Here is an 18,565-nt window from a genome sequence, read left to right as displayed (position 1 = left end):
TACTTATTTTTTATGCGTTTAACACCGAGAGAAACAGAAAAGCTGATGCTGCATTTGGCCGGCGAATTGGCTGCCAAGCGATTGAAACGTGGGGTAAAGTTGAATTACCCGGAGTGCATCGCTTACATCAGTGCCCAGATTATGGAGGAAGCCCGGGACGGGAGATCCGTAGCTGATTTAATGTCCTATGGTACGACCTTATTGAAAAGAAGCCAGGTCATGGAAGGGGTTCCCGAAATGATCCATGATGTTCAAATCGAAGTTACCTTTCCAGATGGTACCAAATTGGTGACTGTCCATGATCCTATTCGTTAATAAATCTTAGAAGACATGATTCCAGGAGAATACATTTTAAAAAAAGAAGAAATCAAAGCTAATGTGGGACATCGTACCACAAGCATTGTTGTAAAAAATGAAGGTGATCGACCGATTCAGGTAGGTTCACACTATCATTTCTTTGAAGCGAACAAGTTGCTTTCCTTCGACAGGGAGAAAGCGTTTGGGATGCGCTTGAATATTCCAGCCAGCACCGCTGTTCGTTTTGAACCAGGCGAGCAAAAATCAGTTGTTCTGGTTGAATTTGGCGGAAGTAAGGAAATCCACGGTTTTAATGGATTGACAAATGGGAAGTATACAGATCAATCGGTGAAGACCAAAGCCATTGATAAAATGAAAAAATTGAAATTCAGACAATCTAAATAAATATGGGAGGATGGAATAGACGCGAATGGATTAAAGTTGTAGGGCTCACTACTTTGGGTACTACGGTTGGTCTACATGCGCTTGGTTTAGATAAACTAGGTTTAGATAAATCTTCAGTGAAATATATTGATGGAGAACTTTATATTCCCCGAGAAAAATATGCGGCTCTTTTTGGTCCCACTACAGGCGATAAAGTGCGTTTGGCCGATACGGAACTGTTTATCGAGATTGAGAAAGATTTCAATGTTTACGGTGAGGAGAATAAATTTGGCGGTGGGAAAACTATCCGCGATGGTATGGGCCAGTCTGCCCGTGCACTGCGCGATGAAGATGTGTTGGACTTCTGTATTACCAACGTCATTATCATTGACCACTGGGGTATTGTAAAAGGCGATATTGGTATTAAGGACGGTAAAATTGTCGGTATTGGTAAAGCTGGAAACCCAGATGTGCAGGATGGAGTAACCCAAGGTATGGTGATTGGTGCTTCTACAGAGGTGCACGGTGGTGCAGGCTATATCCTGACGGCAGGAGGTATTGATACGCACATTCACTTTATCTCGCCGCAACAGATTGAAACAGCGCTATATTCTGGTGTAACTACTTTTATTGGTGGCGGTGCGGGACCAGCAGATGGAACACTGGCAACGACAGTGACCTCAGGAAAGTGGTATATCGAGCGTATGTTTGAAGCTTTTGAAAATCTTCCGATCAATGTTGGTTTTTTTGGAAAAGGCAACGTTTCCACCACAAAACCAATCGAAGAGCAGATTGAAGCGGGTGCATTGGGCGTGAAAATCCATGAGGATTGGGGGGCAACTCCTGCTACTATTGATGCGGCATTGAAAGTTGCTGATAAATACGATGTACAGGTTGCTATTCATACAGATACACTTAACGAAGCTGGTTTCCTTGAAGATACAGTTGCAGCAATTGATGGTCGTGTCATCCATACCTTTCACACGGAAGGTGCAGGTGGTGGGCATGCGCCGGATATTATAAAGATTGCGATGTACCCTAATATCCTCCCTGCATCTACCAACCCAACAAAACCTTTTACGGTAAATACTGCTGAAGAACACTTAGACATGTTGATGGTCTGCCATCACTTGGATAAAAATGTAAAAGAAGACGTGGCATTTGCTGATTCACGTATCCGTCCACAGACAATCGCTGCCGAAGATATTTTACAGGATATGGGCGTATTCTCCATTATGAGTTCCGATAGCCAAGCGATGGGGCGTGTGGGAGAGGTCATTTCCCGTACATTCCAAACGGCCCATAAGATGAAAATCCAACGCGGCCCTTTAGCTGAAGATCAAGGCAAAGAAAATGATAACTTCCGTGTCAAACGTTACGTGTCTAAATTTACAATCAACCCTGCTAAAGCGCATGGTATTGACCAATATATTGGTTCGATTGAAAAAGGAAAGTATGCAGATTTGATCCTTTGGAAACCAGAATTATTTGGTGTAAAACCCGAGTTGATCATCAAAGGCGGTATGATTTTGGGCGCTAAAATGGGGGATGCCAATGCGTCAATTCCGACACCACAACCAATCATTTATAGGCCAATGTTTGGAAATTATGGCAAAGCAGTATCAAAATTGTGCTTTAATTTCGTTTCTAAAGTGTCTTTAGAAAACGGAAATATTCAAAAATTGAACTTATCGCGTAAGTGCCTGCCGGTAGAAGGGTGCCGTACCGTGATGAAGAAAGATATGGTACACAATCATGCTACACCAAATATCGTAGTGAATCCAGAGACCTATGAGGTTACAGTAGATGGTGTATTGGCGACCTGTGAGCCGTTGAAAGAACTTCCAATGGCACAACGTTACTTTTTGTTCTAATTAGGTAGTTATGTTGTTAGCAAGAGACATTAAGGGAAATATTTGGGCCGATGGTACGGACAAAGAAGCTGTAGTACTTGACTTTTTGGAGCTCGAATGGTTTGATACCGAAAAACGTGTGATACGCGGCTTTACAGTCCAAGGTCGAGAAATTGGATTTAAAAATTTAAGGAAAGAGTCTTTGTTTGATGGAGATATTTTGTTCGAAACAGAGGCTGTGCGTATTGTTGTCCGAATATTACCCTGTCCTTGCCTTGTTGTGCGTCCGAAAAATAGACTGGATATGGCACGCATATGCCTGGAGATTGGTAATAAGCATATTCCAGTGTTTATTAATCCAGCAAATGAAATTATTGCTGCTTATGAAAACCCGCTATGGGAAACATTGGAGCGTGCGGGATTCAGGCCTACTAAAGAGTCGCGGGTTATCGAACGTACACATACCTTACGGATTCATCAGTATGCGGTGGTCCAAAATAAAATTGCATTGGCAGGGGTTCTAAGGAAAACAGCATCGCAGTAGACGGATTGGGCTTACGGGTTTATAAAATATATGTGATGGATGCCTGCATACCCTAAGAAAAACTAAATGAATAATAATTTGCTTATGAATCCATTGTTGACATTGATGCAGATCAATGACTCTGTATTCCCAATTGGAGGGTTTACACATTCCTATGGACTGGAAACTTATATCAATAAGGAGATTGTACATGATTCCAAGACTGCAAAGGAATATGCGCAAACGCTATTGGAGCATAGTTTCTATTACAACGATGCTGCTTTTTTTCATAAGGCTTGGCAACTTTGTGAATCGAGAGCGACAAAGAAGAAAATCGCTGAATTGGACGCTTTGATTTCAGCATTTAAGGCTCCTTATGAGATTCGGGATGCGAGTAAAAAATTGGGAATACGTTTCCTGAAATTGACGGAAAAGCTAAAGCCCGTCAAACGTTGTTCGGCATATCTGAAAGCGATTAATGCGCAGGAGCTTCATGGCCACTATGCGATGGCATTTGCCATGTTTGCCCATGCACAGGGAATTAGCTACACAGACGCTTTGAGTGCCTTTTATTACAATTCATTGAATGGGATTATGACAAACTGTGCAAAATTGGTCCCTATTAGCCAGATGGATGCGCAGCAGATCCTGTTTAAGCTGCAACCCTTAATTAATAAATTGGTGGCACTACAGCCAGCGTTAGATGATGATCTGATTGGAAACTGTTGTATTGCCCAAGATATTCGGTGCATGCAGCATGAGAAATTATATACACGAATTTACATTTCGTAAAAAGGAGGAAAAAATAGATGTCCAAAAGAAATTATGTGAAAATTGGTGTTGCGGGTCCGGTGGGATCTGGTAAGACAGCACTTATTGAGCGTCTGACACGTTCAATGTCTGCAGATTATAGTATATGTGTAGTCACAAACGATATTTATACACGTGAGGATGCGATGTATCTGCAACAGAATTCGGCATTACCAGCTGAACGGATTATAGGTGTTGAAACAGGAGGTTGCCCACATACCGCTATTCGTGAAGATGCGTCGATGAATATTGAAGCTGTGGAAGAATTGGCCAATCGTTTTGAAGACGTTGAACTGATTTTTGTTGAGAGTGGTGGGGACAATCTGACGGCAACTTTCAGTCCAGATTTGGCTGATTTGACCATCTTTGTACTCGATGTTGCCGAAGGGGAGAAAATGCCTCGAAAAGGTGGTCCGGGTATTACACGTTCAGATTTACTGTTAATCAATAAGATTGACCTTGCGCCGTATGTACATGCCGACCTGGAAGTCATGCGTCAGGACACCATTCGTATGCGTGGAGAACGGCCATTTATTTTTACTAATTTAATGTCTTTGGAGGGGCTGGAAGACGTAAAGGCGTGGATCAAAAAGTATGCTTTGTTGGAGCCTGTTGGTTAAAATTTATCGTATATGGATAGTAAAATCGTATTAAACGTAGCCAAAGAAGAGGGTAGAAGCAGGTTGAAGGAAAGTTATCACAACGCACCGTATAAACTGACCCATTATGGTGCGGCAGGGCTAACGGATCATCTCGAGATGATTATTATGAGTGCGTCGCCGGGTATCATGGATTCGGATTACCTACATATTGATGTGCATGTAAAAGAAGACGCACAACTGAAACTTTTTACGCAGTCTTTCAATAAGCTGCACCCCATGAAAACTGGTGCTAAACAACATACTGATGTGCGTGTGGGGCTAGGAGGGATCATTCATTATATTCCACATCCTGTTACACCGTTTAAGGATTCTATTTTCAAAGCAACGAACCACATTCATTTAGCTGAAGATGCGGTTTTAATATGGGGCGATATCATCAGTGCAGGAAGGATCCACATGAAAGAAGCTTTTGAATTTGATAGGTTACATACACAGACGAAGATTTTTAGGGACGGTAAGCTGTCTTTTATAGACAATCAACTGATGAACCCCAAAAACCAGCCTATTCAGAAAATGCTGTTTTTTGAAGGTTATACCCATCAGGCGACTTTCTTATTCTCTTCTCTATTTGCAAAGGAACTCAAACAGGAGCTCGATGAAATCTTAACCGTTGAATACAGCGATATTTCTTATGGTTTCACTCAAGCATCCACGGATGTCGTTGTTTTGCGGGCACTGGGAACAGATGGAGAACTGCTGTATGACTTTTTACACATGTTGGGGCAATTGTGCTGGGATTTTACCCTGCACAAGCTTTCAGAAGGAAAAGATGGTCCACAAGCGGGGCAAATAGCGTCGGTAGAGAAAGACCAAGAAGAAGCTACGGCTGTTACAGATAAAATAACTAGTCGTAAAAGGAGAAGAAAAATGGCTAGAGTCAAGGAAGAGGAGGAGTTGAACTATGCTTAGAAGAGATTCTTCCAGTGAAATATGGATTGATTTTATACCAAGCTTCGACAATGTTAAGTTGGGACGCGATTCGGATATTCTGGATCTCTCCTATTATGAGGTGAATAAGCGTGTTATTCAGCGAAAAACAAGAAAGGGTAATACTGTGCGAATCCAGCGTGATGATAGTACAGCATTGCATTCAGGTCAATGTATTTATCATGAGGGGGATTTATTTATACAGGTGAATATTTTACCCTGCCTGTGTGTGCTGTTGGATAGTCAGAGTCTGTCGGTAGTGGGAGAGTTCTGTTTTGATGTCGGAAATCGGCATTTACCTGTTTACCTGAAAGCGGATGGGCGACTTGCTGTTTCTTATGATGGACGACTTTATCAGGCATTAAAAGAAAAATACAATGGCTCGATCGCGTTAGAGAATACCGTTTTAGAACCGGATGAGCAGATTACATCTATTCTTCGTCCCATCCTAGGATGACGCGATGCTCGGAATAGGGAAAAATTATGCATTTTTGTTGCTATGATATTTGGTGAGGAACTGCAGGCATGGTATCAACTACATAAGCGAGATTTACCATGGAGAGAAACAAAAGATGCGTATAAAATATGGCTTTCGGAGATTATTTTACAACAGACACGTGTAGAGCAGGGTTTGCCATACTACTTGCGTTTTGTCGAACGATTTAATACCGTTGTAGACTTTGCGAATGCCGACGAAGATGATATTCTTCACCTCTGGCAGGGGTTGGGGTATTATTCGAGGGGTAGGAATATGCATAAAGCCGCTCGAATTGTCCGAGATCAATATAATGGTGTTTTTCCTGTAGATTATAAGACTTTATTAAGTCTTCCGGGAATAGGGGAATATACGGCAGCAGCGATATCTTCTTTCGCTAATAATGAAGCTCAGGCTGTTTTGGACGGCAATGTTTTTCGGGTGCTTGCGCGATATTATGGGATAGAAACTCCGATAAATTCTACTGAAGGAAAGAAGATTTTTACGGCTTTGGCCAAAGAAAATTTAGATCAGAATCACCCAGCCCTTTACAATCAGGCTATCATGGATTTTGGAGCAATCCATTGCAAGCCGAAGCAACCTTTGTGCGAGCAATGTATGTTCCGACTTTCTTGTTATGCCTTAACACGGGATGAGGTGGATCAATTGCCTGTCAAGCTTAAAGGAAAGGCAAGCAAAGATAGATATTTCAATTATTTTATTCTGCGCGATAACGATAAGATTCTTATGTCTAAGCGAGGTGAGGGCGATGTTTGGCAAAATTTATACGAATTTCCACTGTTGGAGTCGAATCATACGATGGATATTCCAGAAATTCTTGAAGATGATTGGTTTGTGTCATACTTTGGGCATGGTACTCATCTGAATATCTTGCAGAAGCAGACAAAACATATTTTAAGCCATCAGAATATCTATGCCACATTCTTTGAAGTGCGGTTAAAAGGCGATTTAATTCAAAAAAAATCCAATTGGGATTATGTAATTCTAAAAGATTTGGATAAATTAGCTAAACACAAGTTGATCTTTACTTTTTTGGAAAGGTCAAATTTTTAACCATTTATGCTTTTAAATTATGTCAGGAGTTAACAAAGTCATTTTAGTGGGACACCTTGGAAAAGATCCCGAAATTCGCTATTTAGAAGGCAATGTCTCTGTTGCCAGTTTTCCATTGGCAACATCAGAAACGTATAACAAAGACGGAAAAAGAGTAGAACAAACCGAATGGCACAATATTGTTATGTGGCGAGGTCTAGCTGACGTGGCTGTAAAATATCTAACAAAGGGGAAGTTAGTTTATATTGAAGGTCGACTGAGAACACGTACGTATGAGGATAAGGAAGGTATTAGGCGATATGCGACGGAGGTTGTTGCCGAAACTTTTACACTTTTGGGTCGTAAATCAGATTTCGAACCAAACGCAGGAGTAAGCGCTGGTAATACAGCGAATACGCAGGCGCAAAAGGTCGAAGATAAAGAGGTGGAAGTTGATTTCACTGAAAATGACCAGGAGGACAATCCATTACCATTTTAATTAGAAGAAAGTTCTAATGATGTAAAAACTTTACTTTGATAGTCAAATCGATGATATAACGAAGAGCAGACAAATGAGTTTGCTCTTTTTGTTTATTGTACATTTTTTGCTGCCATTATCGCTTAATGCACAAATGTTCGAAATGCGTTTCGTTTTTATTTATCTTTTATCTGAAGTTTTAGTACACATTGGGCAATAGCCAAAATTTCTTTTTCGCGGAAATTTTGGCTATGTTTGCTTTAATTATGTTGCAAGATAGAATTACGCAGTATACTGAAGAAATTAAGGCATTTGCGCCAACTTCTTCAGCCGATGTAGAAAATTTCAGATTGAAGTTTTTGGTTTCCAAAGGGATTGTGAAAAACCTTTTTGATGAATTCAAAACAGTTACGCCTGAAGAGAAACGTACTTTAGGAAAGGTGTTGAACGAATTTAAGCAATTGGCAGAAAATACGTTCAAGGAAGCGCAAGAAAAGTTTGGATCTGGAGAAAAGCAAAAATCACAACAACTTGAAGGCGATTTAACATTACCAGGACAGGGTTTTCAGTTAGGATCTAGACACCCAATCTCATTGGTTCGGAAAGAAATCGTTGAAATCTTCAAGAAGTTAGGTTTTATTGTTTCAGAAGGTCCTGAAATCGAAGATGACTGGCATAATTTCTCAGCTTTAAATTTCCCGCCTGAACATCCTGCACGTGATATGCAAGACACTTTCTTTATCAAAAAACAGCAGGGTAATGATATTACGTTAAGAACGCATACTTCTTCCGTTCAGGTTCGTTTAATGGAAGCCGGTCAACCGCCCTTCCGTGCGATTATGCCCGGACGTGTTTATAGAAATGAGGCTATTTCGGCCCGTGCACACTGTTTCTTTCATCAGGTGGAAGGTTTGTATGTAGATGAGAATGTCTCTTTTGCTGATTTGAAACAAACTTTATATCATTTTGTCCAAGAAATGTACGGTGAAGGTACCAAAGTACGTTTCCGTCCTTCATATTTCCCATTTACGGAGCCCTCGGCAGAAATGGATATCTCGTGTACTATCTGTAAGGGTGCTGGATGTAATTTGTGCAAATACTCTGGTTGGGTAGAAATTTTAGGCTGTGGTATGGTGGATCCGAACGTGCTTGATAATTGTGGTATTGATAGTAAAAAATACTCCGGTTTTGCTTTTGGTATGGGTATCGAGCGGATAACTAATCTGAAATATGTGATTAAAGATTTACGCCTTTTCTCTGAGAATGATACACGTTTCTTGTCTCAATTTGAGACGGAATTAATATAAATTAATATTCGTAAAGATTATGGCATCACATTATTCTCCATTATGACGAGGTATGAGAATAATGTGATGCTTTTTGGTCTTTCATCTTTATTGCTGACATTCAGTATCCGTATTATCAAAATTACATGGAACCAGATCATATCATTGAATCCATAAAAAGAACTGCACGAGAGCTTTTTCGCCAAAATGGTTATCATAAAACCAGTGTGAATACATTGGCAAAAAAAGCCAGAATAGCGAAAGCAACTGTGTACAAGTATTTTGAAAGTAAAGAGATGATTTTGCATGCCATTTTGATGGACTATCTTCGTGCAAGTTTGCAGGATATTTTGAAAACGACCAAATATGAAGATGATATGGCTTCCTTTTTGGCGTCGACTATTTTGCGTGTAAGCCGATTGACGTATACGGCGTGCAATGAGTTGATCGGATGGGAATTTATTCGTGAGTCTGCCAACGCACAAGAATACCTAAAAACACTTTCTGAGGATTTGGAATTTTTGCTCCTAAGTACATTCATTCAGAATGAGAAAATTAATGAAGCAATTAGTGAAGAAAAACTAACCTTTCTGATCAAATCCAGTAAAAGTATCGTGTTTTCTTTTGCATTTACGGCTGTCTCAGATGCCGACGTGCGTAAAAATTTTATTTCCTTTCAAAAGGAAATCCTTCCCTATCTTGTTCAGGCAACGGTTCAATAACGTATTCAGTTCCTTCTCTGTTTTATTTCTGAGCCTTACATAAGTCAAGTTTGAAGTGCACTGACTGTTCTCCTATTGAGTTGTTTCCAGAAAGTAGTTTTATGTTGATCGGATCAATTGCTGGGCTTTGTCTGCTTTGGATAATCTTGGTCCCGCTTGTCATCATTAACAAAAAGGAGTGTAGCTGGCTTATTTATAGTTGTGATAATCAACGCGTGTAAATAATTTATGCAGATGAAAAATCATTATAAAAATTGTATTTTTGCAGCCTATGAGTAGAAGAATTCCGCAAGAGAAAAAGTTCTTGAAAGATATTGCCATCATTGATATTGCCGAAGAGGGTAGAGGTGTTGGAAAAACCAAAGATTTGGTTTTGTTTGTAGAAAAAGCTGTTCCGGGTGATGTTGTCGACGTGGAGCTTATGCGCAAGAAAAAGAATTTTGCTGAAGCTCGTGTGACTAGTTTAAAAGAGGCATCATCTTATCGGGTAGATCCATTTTGCGAGCATTTTGGTGTGTGTGGTGGATGTAAGTGGCAGCATATGACATATGATGCCCAATTAAAATTTAAACAACAATCTGTCGATAATGCCTTGTCGCGTATAGGGAAAGTAGATACTTCCACGATGGAAAGTATCTTGGGTTCGGCGCAAACTGAATACTACAGGAATAAATTAGAATATACTTTTTCCAACAAAAAATGGTTGACTTCTGTGGATGAAGATGCATCCAAATTGGAAATGAATGCGTTGGGCTTTCACGTACCGGGGCGTTTTGATAAAATCCTGGATATTGATCATTGCTTTCTTCAGGAAGATCCTTCGAATGAGGTGCGCAATGCTATTCGTGATTTTGCACTTAGTCAAGGTATGACTTTCTACGATTTGCGTGAACACACGGGCGTGTTGCGTAATTTGATAATTCGTATTTCTTCTACTGGAGAAATGATGGTGATCGTTGTTTTTGCTTATCCGGAGGATGGGCAAATAGAGGCACTGATGGATTTTGTGAAAGAGAAATTTCCTCAAGTCGCTTCCTTATTGTATATCGTAAATCAGAAACGCAATGATACGATCTTCGATCAAGATATTCACGTATATGCTGGCCGTGATTTTATTTACGAAGAGATGGAAGGCTTGCGCTATAAAGTCGGGCCAAAATCTTTCTATCAAACGAATTCTGCACAGGCGTATGAGTTGTATAAAATCACCCGTGATTTTGCTGATCTGAAGGGAGATGAATTGGTATATGATTTGTATACTGGTGCCGGTACGATAGCGAATTTTGTGGCCAAGAATGCAAAAGAAGTTGTTGGGGTAGAGTATGTTCCAACGGCTATTGAGGATGCAATAGTCAATTCGTCAATCAATGATATTACGAACACAAAGTTCTACGCTGGTGACATGAAGGATGTATTGACTCCTTCGTTTATTGCTGAGCACGGTAAGCCAGATGTTGTAATTACAGATCCTCCACGTGCAGGAATGCATGCAGATGTTGTGGCGCGTTTGTTGGAAATGGAATCACCTCGTATTGTCTACGTTAGCTGTAATGCGGCAACACAAGCGAGAGATCTTGTGTTATTGGCGGAGAAGTACGAAGTAAAACGTATCAAACCGGTAGATATGTTTCCACATACACAACACGTTGAGAATGTCGTTTTATTGGAATTAAAAAAGTAATCGTATACATTATGGAATTAGAAGATTTATTTGCGGGATCTGCAAGAGAAGAAAATACGACGTCTACAGCGCAAAGTCCATTGAAGAGTCTGCAGGTAGATCTCGATTTTTATAGTGAATCAATTCGCGAAGTAGCATTAGAGATTGTCGAAGAAGGCTATTCCGAATATCCCATTTTTGTAGCTCATCAACATGAGGTATCTGTGGGGGAGGTGATATTGGATCGCAAGGAACTGAATACAAAATGGACAATTAATGCTTCTACATTGGAGGAGTTTGTAGAGATGAATATAGTACAGGAGGATCGTAAATCGTCTTTTATTCAAAACTATAAACCAGCCAAAGACTTTATGTGTTTGTTTGTTGTCGTTGCGGAAGGTGCTAATTTTGTTTTTTATCCATACAAATAGCGGACTTAAGAATATTTAAACTTTTTTAACAGTACAAGTGTCAAACTATTATTATTTTTAGCAAATAGGTAACGTGTATAAAGCGAATCATAAGATTAAAAATAAGTGCACATGTTATCTTTAAAAGTTGTACTGTGGGCCCAATTAATGGCTGTGAACTGTAATCAATGTAAAGCAATTGGGATAATTGAAGTGAAATAATAGGATGAAAATATTACAAATACATATACTAGGGCTTTTTTTGCTGTTATTTACCGGTTTCGGCGCGACTGCACAACAACAGCAGAAGGTTTCGGGGATGGTATTGCAAAAGGGGAACGGAAATCGGATTGGGGATGCTGTGGTACTTAATATGCGTACGCACAGGTCGACATTAACCAATTCTTTTGGTGTTTTTACAATTGATGCATCGGTCGGGGATTCCCTGTCTTTTACCAAAGTTGGGTATTCGCCTGTTAAAACTGTGTTGACAAACCTAAACGAGTTTTATGTGGAATTGCAGGAGGGGATACGTTTGGAGACAGTCATTGTTGAGCGGAAGACGAAGGAAGCTGAGTTAAATGATGCCATGAATAATTACTCGAAAAAGGGTGTTTATAATGGAGGTAAAAATAAGTTTGGAACTTACCTAGGTAGTCCGGCAACTGCATTGTATAATCTTTTTGGACGGGAAGCAAAGAATGCGAAGCGTTTTGGACGGTTTATGGACCGAGAAAAAGAGGAGCTGCAAGTTGATCGTATTTTTTCTCGTGAAGCTGTTAAAAATCTGACGAAACTGGACAGTACGGAATTGGATGCTTTTATGATACGTTATCGTCCATCTTTTGATCTTGCTGAACATTGGGGGCAATATGATCTGATGCATTATGTACAACAGTCGATGGAAGATTTTAATGCTAAAGGGAGGCCAAAGGGTTCGCTATTGCCGGATATTGAAGTAAAGACGCAGGAGAAATAAAACAATTTGTTTCTGTAGCTGTTAGCTTGTTGTAAACAAAGACAGCAAAGTTTGTAGCGCATTGGCTGCATTTGGGAAGTTTCACTTACCTTTTTTTCTGTTTCGTAACAAAAAAGTTGAGAAAAATATCTTTTGGCACTTTGTTTGATTTTAATAGAACGGTATTTAGTTTGAATATTAAAAGTCTTAGATAGCATACATATGAAAATGAATAGAAAATTGGCTGTATTTGGTTTGACTGTTGCAACCTCAGCTATGTTATTTGGAAGTTGTTCTACCATCCAAAATACGAACAATACAACTAAGGGTGGAGTAATCGGTGGTGTTGCCGGTGGTGCATTGGGTGCGTTGATCGGCGGTAAAGCTGGTAATACGGCTATCGGTACGTTGGCTGGTGCTGCGATCGGTGGTGCTGCGGGTGTATTGATTGGAAAAAAAATGGATAAGCAAGCTGCTGAGATTTCTAAAACTGTTGAAGGAGCGGAGGTTACGCAATCTGCAGAAGGTATCGTGGTTAAGTTTGATTCAGGTATTTTATTTGATTTTAATAAATCAGACTTAAAAGCATCGGCTAAGGATAATATTGCGAATTTAGTAACTACTTTGAATAAAGAACAGGGGACTGAAATCTTGGTTATCGGACATACAGATAATGTAGGTACACTTGCTGCAAATGAAAAAGTATCTTTGGATCGTGCGAATTCGGTACGCGCATTTGCCGTATCTAAAGGTTTAGCGTCATCGCGTATCAGAACAGAAGGTAGAAATTTCTCTGAACCAATTGCAAGCAATGATACTGAAGCGGGACGTGCACAAAATCGTCGTGTCGAAATTGTGATTGTAGCTGGTGATCAAATGAAGAAAGAAGCAAAACAACAAGTAGGTCAATAAATAGCTTTTCGGGACTATGGTCTTTCGGAATCTATTTTTTTGATTATAAATCATAGAAAAAGCGTTGATAAACTCAGCGCTTTTTTTTTGAATGCCTGAGATTAGAATTCTTCGAGTTATCCATTTACTCCTAAAATTTGACAAAGGATAAACCATATTTCTGTCTGACAAACTGTCATTTTATGGATTTAAATTTCTAACTTTGTAGTCTTTGAAATAACTAAGAGCATAAAATTAGATCAACAAAAGATTGGTCATTGCTTTGGTTACGCCATTGAAAATAATAAAAATTATATTCTATTGAATATCGAGCTATGCTAGATTTAACACATACCACTAAAGAACACGACGAATCTCGTCAGGGTGAGGCATTATTATTAGAACAGGATCCGACGTTAAGTAATGGACGTAAATTGTATATTGAAAGTTACGGTTGCCAGATGAATTTTTCGGATAGTGAGATTGTTGCTTCTATTTTGTTGGATAAGGGATTTGAAACAACCAAGAATTATCAGGAAGCTGATGTCGTTTTTATTAATACCTGTTCAATCCGCGAAAATGCAGAGCAGCGAGTGCGTAACCGTCTAAAGGAATTTGAAGCTGCTAAAGCAAAAAATCCCGGAATGATTGTAGGTGTGTTAGGTTGTATGGCTGAGCGTTTAAAATCGAAATTCTTAGAGGAGGAAAAATTGGTTGATGTTGTTGTAGGGCCAGATGCTTATCGCGATCTACCAAATTTGATTGATAAGGTTGACGATGGCGCTAAAGCTGTAAACGTTTTATTATCTAGAGAGGAAACGTATGCTGATATTAATCCTGTCCGTTTGAATTCAAACGGTGTAACAGCTTTTATTTCAATTATGCGTGGTTGCGATAATATGTGTTCTTTCTGTGTTGTTCCTTTTACACGTGGTCGTGAACGTAGTCGTGACCCACAATCTATCGTGAAGGAGGCCCAAGATCTTTTTAATGCAGGCTATAAGGAGGTTACGTTGTTGGGACAAAATGTGGATTCTTATAAATATACTGTTCCAGTAGTTGAAGGGGAGGAACCGGGTGAAACGATCACATTTGCTAACTTGCTTACAATGGTTGCTGAAATCAGTCCGCTTTTACGTATTCGCTTTTCTACTTCCCATCCCAAAGATATTACAGATGAAGTTTTATATGCGATAGCTTCGCATGAAAACATCTGTAATTATATCCACTTGCCAGTTCAATCAGGGAACTCTAGAGTATTGGAATTGATGAACCGTACCTATGATCGTGAGTGGTATATGGAGCGAGTAGATGCCATTCGTCGTATTATACCGGATTGTGCTATTTCCACAGATGTTATTACAGGCTTCTGTACTGAAACAGAAGAGGAGCATCAGGAAACATTGTCTATGATGGATTATGTTAAGTACGATTTCGCCTATATGTTTGCTTATTCGGAAAGGCCAGGTACTTTGGCTGCGAAAAGATATGCAGACGATATTCCGGAGGAAGTGAAAAAACGTCGTTTAACAGAAGTGATCAATAAACAACGTGATCATAGCTTATATCGTTATCAACATTTTGTTGGAAAGGTATGTAAAGTACTTATTGAAGGATTTTCGAAAAGATCTGAGTTCGATTTCTGTGGCCGTAATGACCAAAATGCATTGGTGGTCTTCCCAATAGATCCTCGATTTAAGCAAGGTGATTATGTGAATGTACTTGTTGAATCATGTACTTCTGCGACCCTTTTAGGGAAAATTGTTGATTAAGAGAACTTAGATTGTTGTATTTCCAACTGGAAATTTATGGATAACCAAGATATAAAGAATAGATTTGGAATTATCGGTAATTCGCCGTTGTTGAATCGTGCTATCGATATCGCACGACAAGTGGCGCCCACCGATATTTCTGTATTAATACAAGGTGAAAGTGGAAGTGGTAAAGAGGTTTTTTCGCATATTATCCATCAATTGAGCTCACGTAAGCATGGCCCTTTTATAGCTGTCAACTGTGGAGCGATACCGGAAGGAACCATTGACTCTGAGTTGTTTGGTCATGAGAAGGGCTCTTTTACTGGTGCTCATGAAGCCAGAAAAGGCTATTTTGAGGTCGTTGATGGCGGAACAATCTTTTTAGATGAAGTCGGTGAGCTACCTTTGGGTACGCAAGCGAGGTTGTTACGTGTGTTGGAGTCCGGTGAGTACATAAGGGTGGGATCATCCAAGGTGCAGAAAACAAATGTACGTGTGGTTGCCGCAACAAATGTGAATGTTTTTGAAGCCGTACAAAAAGGTAAATTTCGCGAAGATCTTTATTATCGTTTAAATACTGTGCCATTGCGTGTGCCATCATTGCGTGAACGGCCTGAAGATATCAACTTATTATTTCGTAAGTTTATTGTGGACTTTTCTGAAAAGTACCGTACACCTGGAGTTCAATTGACAGAGGATGCTCAGAATATGCTGCGCAACTATAGCTGGCCAGGAAACGTGCGTCAGCTGAAAAATGTTGCGGAACAAATTGCGGTTTTGGAGAAAGAACGTGTTGTGGATGCATATACACTTCAGAATTATTTACCCAATGAATCCCGAACGAGTTTACCGGCGGTAGTTCCTTCAAACAATGGTGGAAAAGAGGATTTTTCAGAAAGAGATTTGCTGTATAAAGTCCTATTTGATATGAAGAAGGATATGGTTGATCTGAAGAAACTGGTAGTTGAATTGATTCAGAAAGGAGTCGATTCCAGTACATTTGATCAAAATTCTCCTTACATTAATCAATTATATCAGGAGATCGAACCACAATTGAAATCAGAACCAGAAAACTATAATACAACACCAACTTTAACCATACATTCGCCGGCAAATACTGCAAATGTATTGAAAAGCCCTGTTTCACAAGATGAATATCTGCAGGATGCCCAAGAAGTCGAGGAATCGTTATCGCTTGTTGATAAAGAATCTGATCTGATCAAGAAAGCATTGAAAAAGCATCGTGGTAAGCGTAAGGCTGCTGCGCAAGAGCTGGGGATTTCTGAAAGAACTTTGTATAGAAAAATTAAAGACTTAAATTTAGATTAAGGTTTACAGATGTTGTCAAAAAAAATTTTATATACTTCTCTCACGACAATCTTTTTGTTTATAATGAATAGTTGTGGGGTAAAATATGGATTTACGGGTGGGTCCATTCCTGAGGGAATGAAAACAGTCAATATTCAATATTTCGAAAATATAGCTCCTTTGGTTTATCCGACATTAAGTCAGAATTTTACGGAGGCACTCAAAGAGCGTATCCGTAATCAATCTCGATTGAGTCAGGTGAATCAAGACGGTGACGCTACGTTTGAGGGGTTTATTACAGAGTATACGATAAGCCCTGCTGCTGTTGAAGCCGGTACAGATCGCGCAGCTATGAATAGATTGACTATTACGATTAAGGTTGCTTACCATAATAAAATTAATCCAAAGGATGATTTTGAACAACCTTTTACTCGGTTTAAGGAGTTTGCAGGAAATCTTCAGAGTTCACAAGAAGAGACTTTGGGTAAAGAAATCATTCAAATGTTAACTGAGGATATTTACAATAAAGCGTTTGCTAATTGGTAATTCTATTTATAAGATGAATCTTAATCTAACATTACCCAATAACGAGCTTTTTTTTCAAGCAATTAACCATCCAGATGCTGTCGAAGAAGACATCATTTTGGCCTTGATTGAAAAATACCCTTATGCCCAGAGCTTACGATTCGTCTATGAGCGTAAAGTTTTTGGAAAGCATCATGTTGTTCAGAATTTATCGACTACATTACTTTATGCTTCTTCTCCCAGTTGGCTGTATGAATTTATGCATAGTAAATCAGCGGTAGCTTCTTTGCCAGTAATACAATCGGATGAACTTCTAGGGGGAGAGGAACTTAGCGGCGATAGTGGATTTGTAGAAGTTGTAGATGAAGAAGAAATGGCGGCTGAGCCAGTTTTAACTAAAGTAGAGGTTGATGAATTGGATCGTTTAATCCAAGCGGGGGTTGCAAAAGATTATTTTCGGTCAAACGATCAGCAACAGGATGTTATTGTCGATTCAGAGGGATCATCAGTTGTAATATCTACCCCAGAGGAGTCTGTTATCGATGCAAAGAACGAAGGTCAAGAACGTATTTCGGTCTATGATGATGATACCATGCCATACAGTTTCTTATGGTGGTTGCATAAGACGAGATTAGAATATGCTGATACCTATCAGCCCTATGTTAAATCCCCATTAGGGCCAATGAAGCCCTCCAATGACGATATTGCTAAAATTCATGAGAAACTAGATACTCAGCTACTCGATCAACAGATCCGGGAGAATATTTTTCATTTACAATCGCCTGAAGCAAAGTTGAGTGATGAGGTTAAAACGACAATCTCTTTTCAAATACCGCGTAAAACTGATGAGGTGATCGAAAAGTTTATTCGTGAAGAGCCTATGATTCAGCCTTTACAAGCGGAAAAATTAGACTTGGAGAATAAAGCTAGGAAAAGTTCGGAAGATCAACATACACTTGTTACCGAAACGCTCGCAAAGATCTATGTGGAACAAGGCTTATATCCAAAAGCAATAGAGGTTTACAAAAAATTAGTTTTGAAATATCCAGAAAAAAATGCTTACTTTGCGGCACGCATAACAGAATTAGAAAAGAAATTAAATTAATAACATAAAGAGATGCAAGGATTATTAATCGGTCTAATCATATTAGCTAGTATTATTTTAGCGTTTTTGGTTTTAATCCAAAATCCAAAAGGAGGTGGTTTGTCATCTGGTTTTTCAGGTGGAACGAATCTTATGGGAGTAAAACGTACAGGTGACTTTTTGGAAAAAGGTACTTGGATCATGGTTATTGCCATTATGGTGTTTAGCTTAGGTGTAAATATTATTGGCACATCACCAAGTACATCTAAAGGTGGATTGGGCGGTCAAATTGAAGCGCCTAAACAACAAGGTCCATTGAATTTGGGTACTGGACAACAACCTGCTGGTACTCCTGCGGGACAAGGGCAAGCTGCTCCGGCTCAATCGCAAGAAAAGGCCCCAGTGACTACACCGGCAACAAAACCGGCAGAAGAAGCTAAGAAATAGTTATCAATAAAGAATTATGAGCCCCGTTTGTTTCACAGGCGGGGCTTTTTTATGTTGG

Annotated in this window: 20 protein-coding genes and 1 pseudogene; all 21 read left to right on the top strand. The window is 39.5% G+C overall.

Features of this window, described 5'->3' with window-relative positions:
* The first annotated feature begins 12 nt into the window (after positions 1 to 12).
* The 21 genes and pseudogenes from ureA to secG all read left to right on the top strand — a co-directional run bounded on the left by ureA (position 13) and on the right by secG (position 18,507).
* Positions 13 to 315 (top strand): urease subunit gamma, encoded by a 303-nt coding sequence (gene ureA / locus OK025_RS05665; RefSeq protein WP_317668633.1) that lies wholly within the window; start codon positions 13 to 15, stop codon positions 313 to 315.
* A gap of 15 nt (positions 316 to 330) precedes the next feature.
* Positions 331 to 627: pseudogene (gene ureB, locus OK025_RS05660) on the top strand (urease subunit beta); the annotation flags it as partial.
* 77 nt (positions 628 to 704) lie between these two features.
* The gene (gene ureC, locus OK025_RS05655; RefSeq protein ID WP_317668632.1) at positions 705 to 2,555 is read left to right on the top strand and encodes an urease subunit alpha; all 1,851 of its coding nucleotides are present in this window, start codon (positions 705 to 707) and stop codon (positions 2,553 to 2,555) included.
* Between the two features lie 10 nt (positions 2,556 to 2,565).
* On the top strand, positions 2,566 to 3,078 hold the full coding sequence (locus OK025_RS05650) for an urease accessory protein UreE (protein ID WP_317668631.1): 513 nt from the start codon (positions 2,566 to 2,568) through the stop codon (positions 3,076 to 3,078).
* Between the two features lie 66 nt (positions 3,079 to 3,144).
* Positions 3,145 to 3,849 carry an urease accessory protein UreF gene (locus OK025_RS05645; protein ID WP_317668630.1) on the top strand — a complete coding sequence of 235 codons (705 nt, stop codon included), beginning with the start codon at positions 3,145 to 3,147 and terminating at the stop codon, positions 3,847 to 3,849.
* 17 nt (positions 3,850 to 3,866) lie between these two features.
* Positions 3,867 to 4,487 (top strand): urease accessory protein UreG, encoded by a 621-nt coding sequence (gene ureG, locus OK025_RS05640; RefSeq protein ID WP_317668629.1) that lies wholly within the window; start codon positions 3,867 to 3,869, stop codon positions 4,485 to 4,487.
* Positions 4,488 to 4,499: 12 nt separating this feature from the next.
* Entirely contained in the window at positions 4,500 to 5,438 is a 939-nt protein-coding gene (locus OK025_RS05635; RefSeq protein ID WP_317668628.1) for an urease accessory protein UreD, read from the top strand.
* The gene (locus OK025_RS05630; RefSeq protein ID WP_317668627.1) at positions 5,431 to 5,913 is read left to right on the top strand and encodes an urease accessory protein UreE; all 483 of its coding nucleotides are present in this window, start codon (positions 5,431 to 5,433) and stop codon (positions 5,911 to 5,913) included. Before OK025_RS05635 ends, OK025_RS05630 begins: the two co-directional genes overlap by 8 nt.
* Positions 5,914 to 5,955: 42 nt before the next feature.
* Complete coding sequence (gene mutY / locus OK025_RS05625) at positions 5,956 to 7,005, top strand: A/G-specific adenine glycosylase (protein WP_317668626.1); 1,050 nt, start codon at positions 5,956 to 5,958, stop codon at positions 7,003 to 7,005.
* A gap of 19 nt (positions 7,006 to 7,024) precedes the next feature.
* Complete coding sequence (locus OK025_RS05620; protein WP_046674796.1) at positions 7,025 to 7,483, top strand: single-stranded DNA-binding protein; 459 nt, start codon at positions 7,025 to 7,027, stop codon at positions 7,481 to 7,483.
* 245 nt (positions 7,484 to 7,728) lie between these two features.
* A complete protein-coding gene (pheS, locus tag OK025_RS05615; protein WP_317669759.1) occupies positions 7,729 to 8,769 on the top strand; it encodes a phenylalanine--tRNA ligase subunit alpha in 1,041 nt (346 codons plus the stop codon).
* 125 nt (positions 8,770 to 8,894) lie between these two features.
* Positions 8,895 to 9,470 carry a TetR/AcrR family transcriptional regulator gene (locus OK025_RS05610; RefSeq protein WP_317668625.1) on the top strand — a complete coding sequence of 192 codons (576 nt, stop codon included), beginning with the start codon at positions 8,895 to 8,897 and terminating at the stop codon, positions 9,468 to 9,470.
* Positions 9,471 to 9,741: 271 nt separating this feature from the next.
* Positions 9,742 to 11,151: a 23S rRNA (uracil(1939)-C(5))-methyltransferase RlmD gene (rlmD, locus tag OK025_RS05605; protein WP_317668624.1), complete on the top strand. Its 1,410-nt coding sequence runs from the start codon at positions 9,742 to 9,744 to the stop codon at positions 11,149 to 11,151.
* Between the two features lie 11 nt (positions 11,152 to 11,162).
* Positions 11,163 to 11,561 carry a hypothetical protein gene (locus OK025_RS05600; protein ID WP_317668623.1) on the top strand — a complete coding sequence of 133 codons (399 nt, stop codon included), beginning with the start codon at positions 11,163 to 11,165 and terminating at the stop codon, positions 11,559 to 11,561.
* 205 nt (positions 11,562 to 11,766) lie between these two features.
* Positions 11,767 to 12,519: a hypothetical protein gene (locus OK025_RS05595; RefSeq protein WP_317668622.1), complete on the top strand. Its 753-nt coding sequence runs from the start codon at positions 11,767 to 11,769 to the stop codon at positions 12,517 to 12,519.
* A gap of 201 nt (positions 12,520 to 12,720) precedes the next feature.
* Positions 12,721 to 13,410 (top strand): OmpA family protein, encoded by a 690-nt coding sequence (locus OK025_RS05590; protein ID WP_317668621.1) that lies wholly within the window; start codon positions 12,721 to 12,723, stop codon positions 13,408 to 13,410.
* A gap of 314 nt (positions 13,411 to 13,724) precedes the next feature.
* Positions 13,725 to 15,161, top strand: a complete 1,437-nt coding sequence (gene miaB / locus OK025_RS05585) for a tRNA (N6-isopentenyl adenosine(37)-C2)-methylthiotransferase MiaB (protein ID WP_317668620.1) — start codon at positions 13,725 to 13,727, stop codon at positions 15,159 to 15,161.
* Between the two features lie 36 nt (positions 15,162 to 15,197).
* Entirely contained in the window at positions 15,198 to 16,472 is a 1,275-nt protein-coding gene (locus OK025_RS05580) for a sigma-54 dependent transcriptional regulator (RefSeq protein ID WP_317668619.1), read from the top strand.
* A 63-nt stretch (positions 16,473 to 16,535) separates the two neighbouring features.
* A complete protein-coding gene (locus tag OK025_RS05575) occupies positions 16,536 to 16,997 on the top strand; it encodes an LptE family protein (RefSeq protein ID WP_317668618.1) in 462 nt (153 codons plus the stop codon).
* Between the two features lie 13 nt (positions 16,998 to 17,010).
* Complete coding sequence (locus OK025_RS05570; RefSeq protein ID WP_317668617.1) at positions 17,011 to 18,081, top strand: hypothetical protein; 1,071 nt, start codon at positions 17,011 to 17,013, stop codon at positions 18,079 to 18,081.
* A gap of 12 nt (positions 18,082 to 18,093) precedes the next feature.
* Complete coding sequence (gene secG / locus OK025_RS05565; RefSeq protein ID WP_120333071.1) at positions 18,094 to 18,507, top strand: preprotein translocase subunit SecG; 414 nt, start codon at positions 18,094 to 18,096, stop codon at positions 18,505 to 18,507.
* Positions 18,508 to 18,565: the final 58 nt, after the last annotated feature.

This window comes from Sphingobacterium sp. UGAL515B_05 (genome assembly GCF_033097525.1).
In the GTDB taxonomy this organism is placed as follows: domain Bacteria; phylum Bacteroidota; class Bacteroidia; order Sphingobacteriales; family Sphingobacteriaceae; genus Sphingobacterium.
Note: the sequence above shows the minus strand (reverse complement) of the source record. Positions and strands in the feature narration are given on the sequence as shown.

Bases quoted from the DNA above. Each gene is read 5' to 3' on its own strand.
- ureA (WP_317668633.1), top strand. From the start codon at position 13: ATGCGTTTAACACCGAGAGAAACAGAAAAGCTGATGCTGCATTTGGCC.
- ureC (WP_317668632.1), top strand. From the start codon at position 705: ATGGGAGGATGGAATAGACGCGAATGGATTAAAGTTGTAGGGCTCACT.
- OK025_RS05650 (WP_317668631.1), top strand. From the start codon at position 2,566: ATGTTGTTAGCAAGAGACATTAAGGGAAATATTTGGGCCGATGGTACG.
- OK025_RS05645 (WP_317668630.1), top strand. From the start codon at position 3,145: ATGAATAATAATTTGCTTATGAATCCATTGTTGACATTGATGCAGATC.
- ureG (WP_317668629.1), top strand. From the start codon at position 3,867: ATGTCCAAAAGAAATTATGTGAAAATTGGTGTTGCGGGTCCGGTGGGA.
- OK025_RS05635 (WP_317668628.1), top strand. From the start codon at position 4,500: ATGGATAGTAAAATCGTATTAAACGTAGCCAAAGAAGAGGGTAGAAGC.
- OK025_RS05630 (WP_317668627.1), top strand. From the start codon at position 5,431: ATGCTTAGAAGAGATTCTTCCAGTGAAATATGGATTGATTTTATACCA.
- mutY (WP_317668626.1), top strand. From the start codon at position 5,956: ATGATATTTGGTGAGGAACTGCAGGCATGGTATCAACTACATAAGCGA.
- OK025_RS05620 (WP_046674796.1), top strand. From the start codon at position 7,025: ATGTCAGGAGTTAACAAAGTCATTTTAGTGGGACACCTTGGAAAAGAT.
- pheS (WP_317669759.1), top strand. From the start codon at position 7,729: ATGTTGCAAGATAGAATTACGCAGTATACTGAAGAAATTAAGGCATTT.
- OK025_RS05610 (WP_317668625.1), top strand. From the start codon at position 8,895: ATGGAACCAGATCATATCATTGAATCCATAAAAAGAACTGCACGAGAG.
- rlmD (WP_317668624.1), top strand. From the start codon at position 9,742: ATGAGTAGAAGAATTCCGCAAGAGAAAAAGTTCTTGAAAGATATTGCC.
- OK025_RS05600 (WP_317668623.1), top strand. From the start codon at position 11,163: ATGGAATTAGAAGATTTATTTGCGGGATCTGCAAGAGAAGAAAATACG.
- OK025_RS05595 (WP_317668622.1), top strand. From the start codon at position 11,767: ATGAAAATATTACAAATACATATACTAGGGCTTTTTTTGCTGTTATTT.
- OK025_RS05590 (WP_317668621.1), top strand. From the start codon at position 12,721: ATGAAAATGAATAGAAAATTGGCTGTATTTGGTTTGACTGTTGCAACC.
- miaB (WP_317668620.1), top strand. From the start codon at position 13,725: ATGCTAGATTTAACACATACCACTAAAGAACACGACGAATCTCGTCAG.
- OK025_RS05580 (WP_317668619.1), top strand. From the start codon at position 15,198: ATGGATAACCAAGATATAAAGAATAGATTTGGAATTATCGGTAATTCG.
- OK025_RS05575 (WP_317668618.1), top strand. From the start codon at position 16,536: ATGAATAGTTGTGGGGTAAAATATGGATTTACGGGTGGGTCCATTCCT.
- OK025_RS05570 (WP_317668617.1), top strand. From the start codon at position 17,011: ATGAATCTTAATCTAACATTACCCAATAACGAGCTTTTTTTTCAAGCA.
- secG (WP_120333071.1), top strand. From the start codon at position 18,094: ATGCAAGGATTATTAATCGGTCTAATCATATTAGCTAGTATTATTTTA.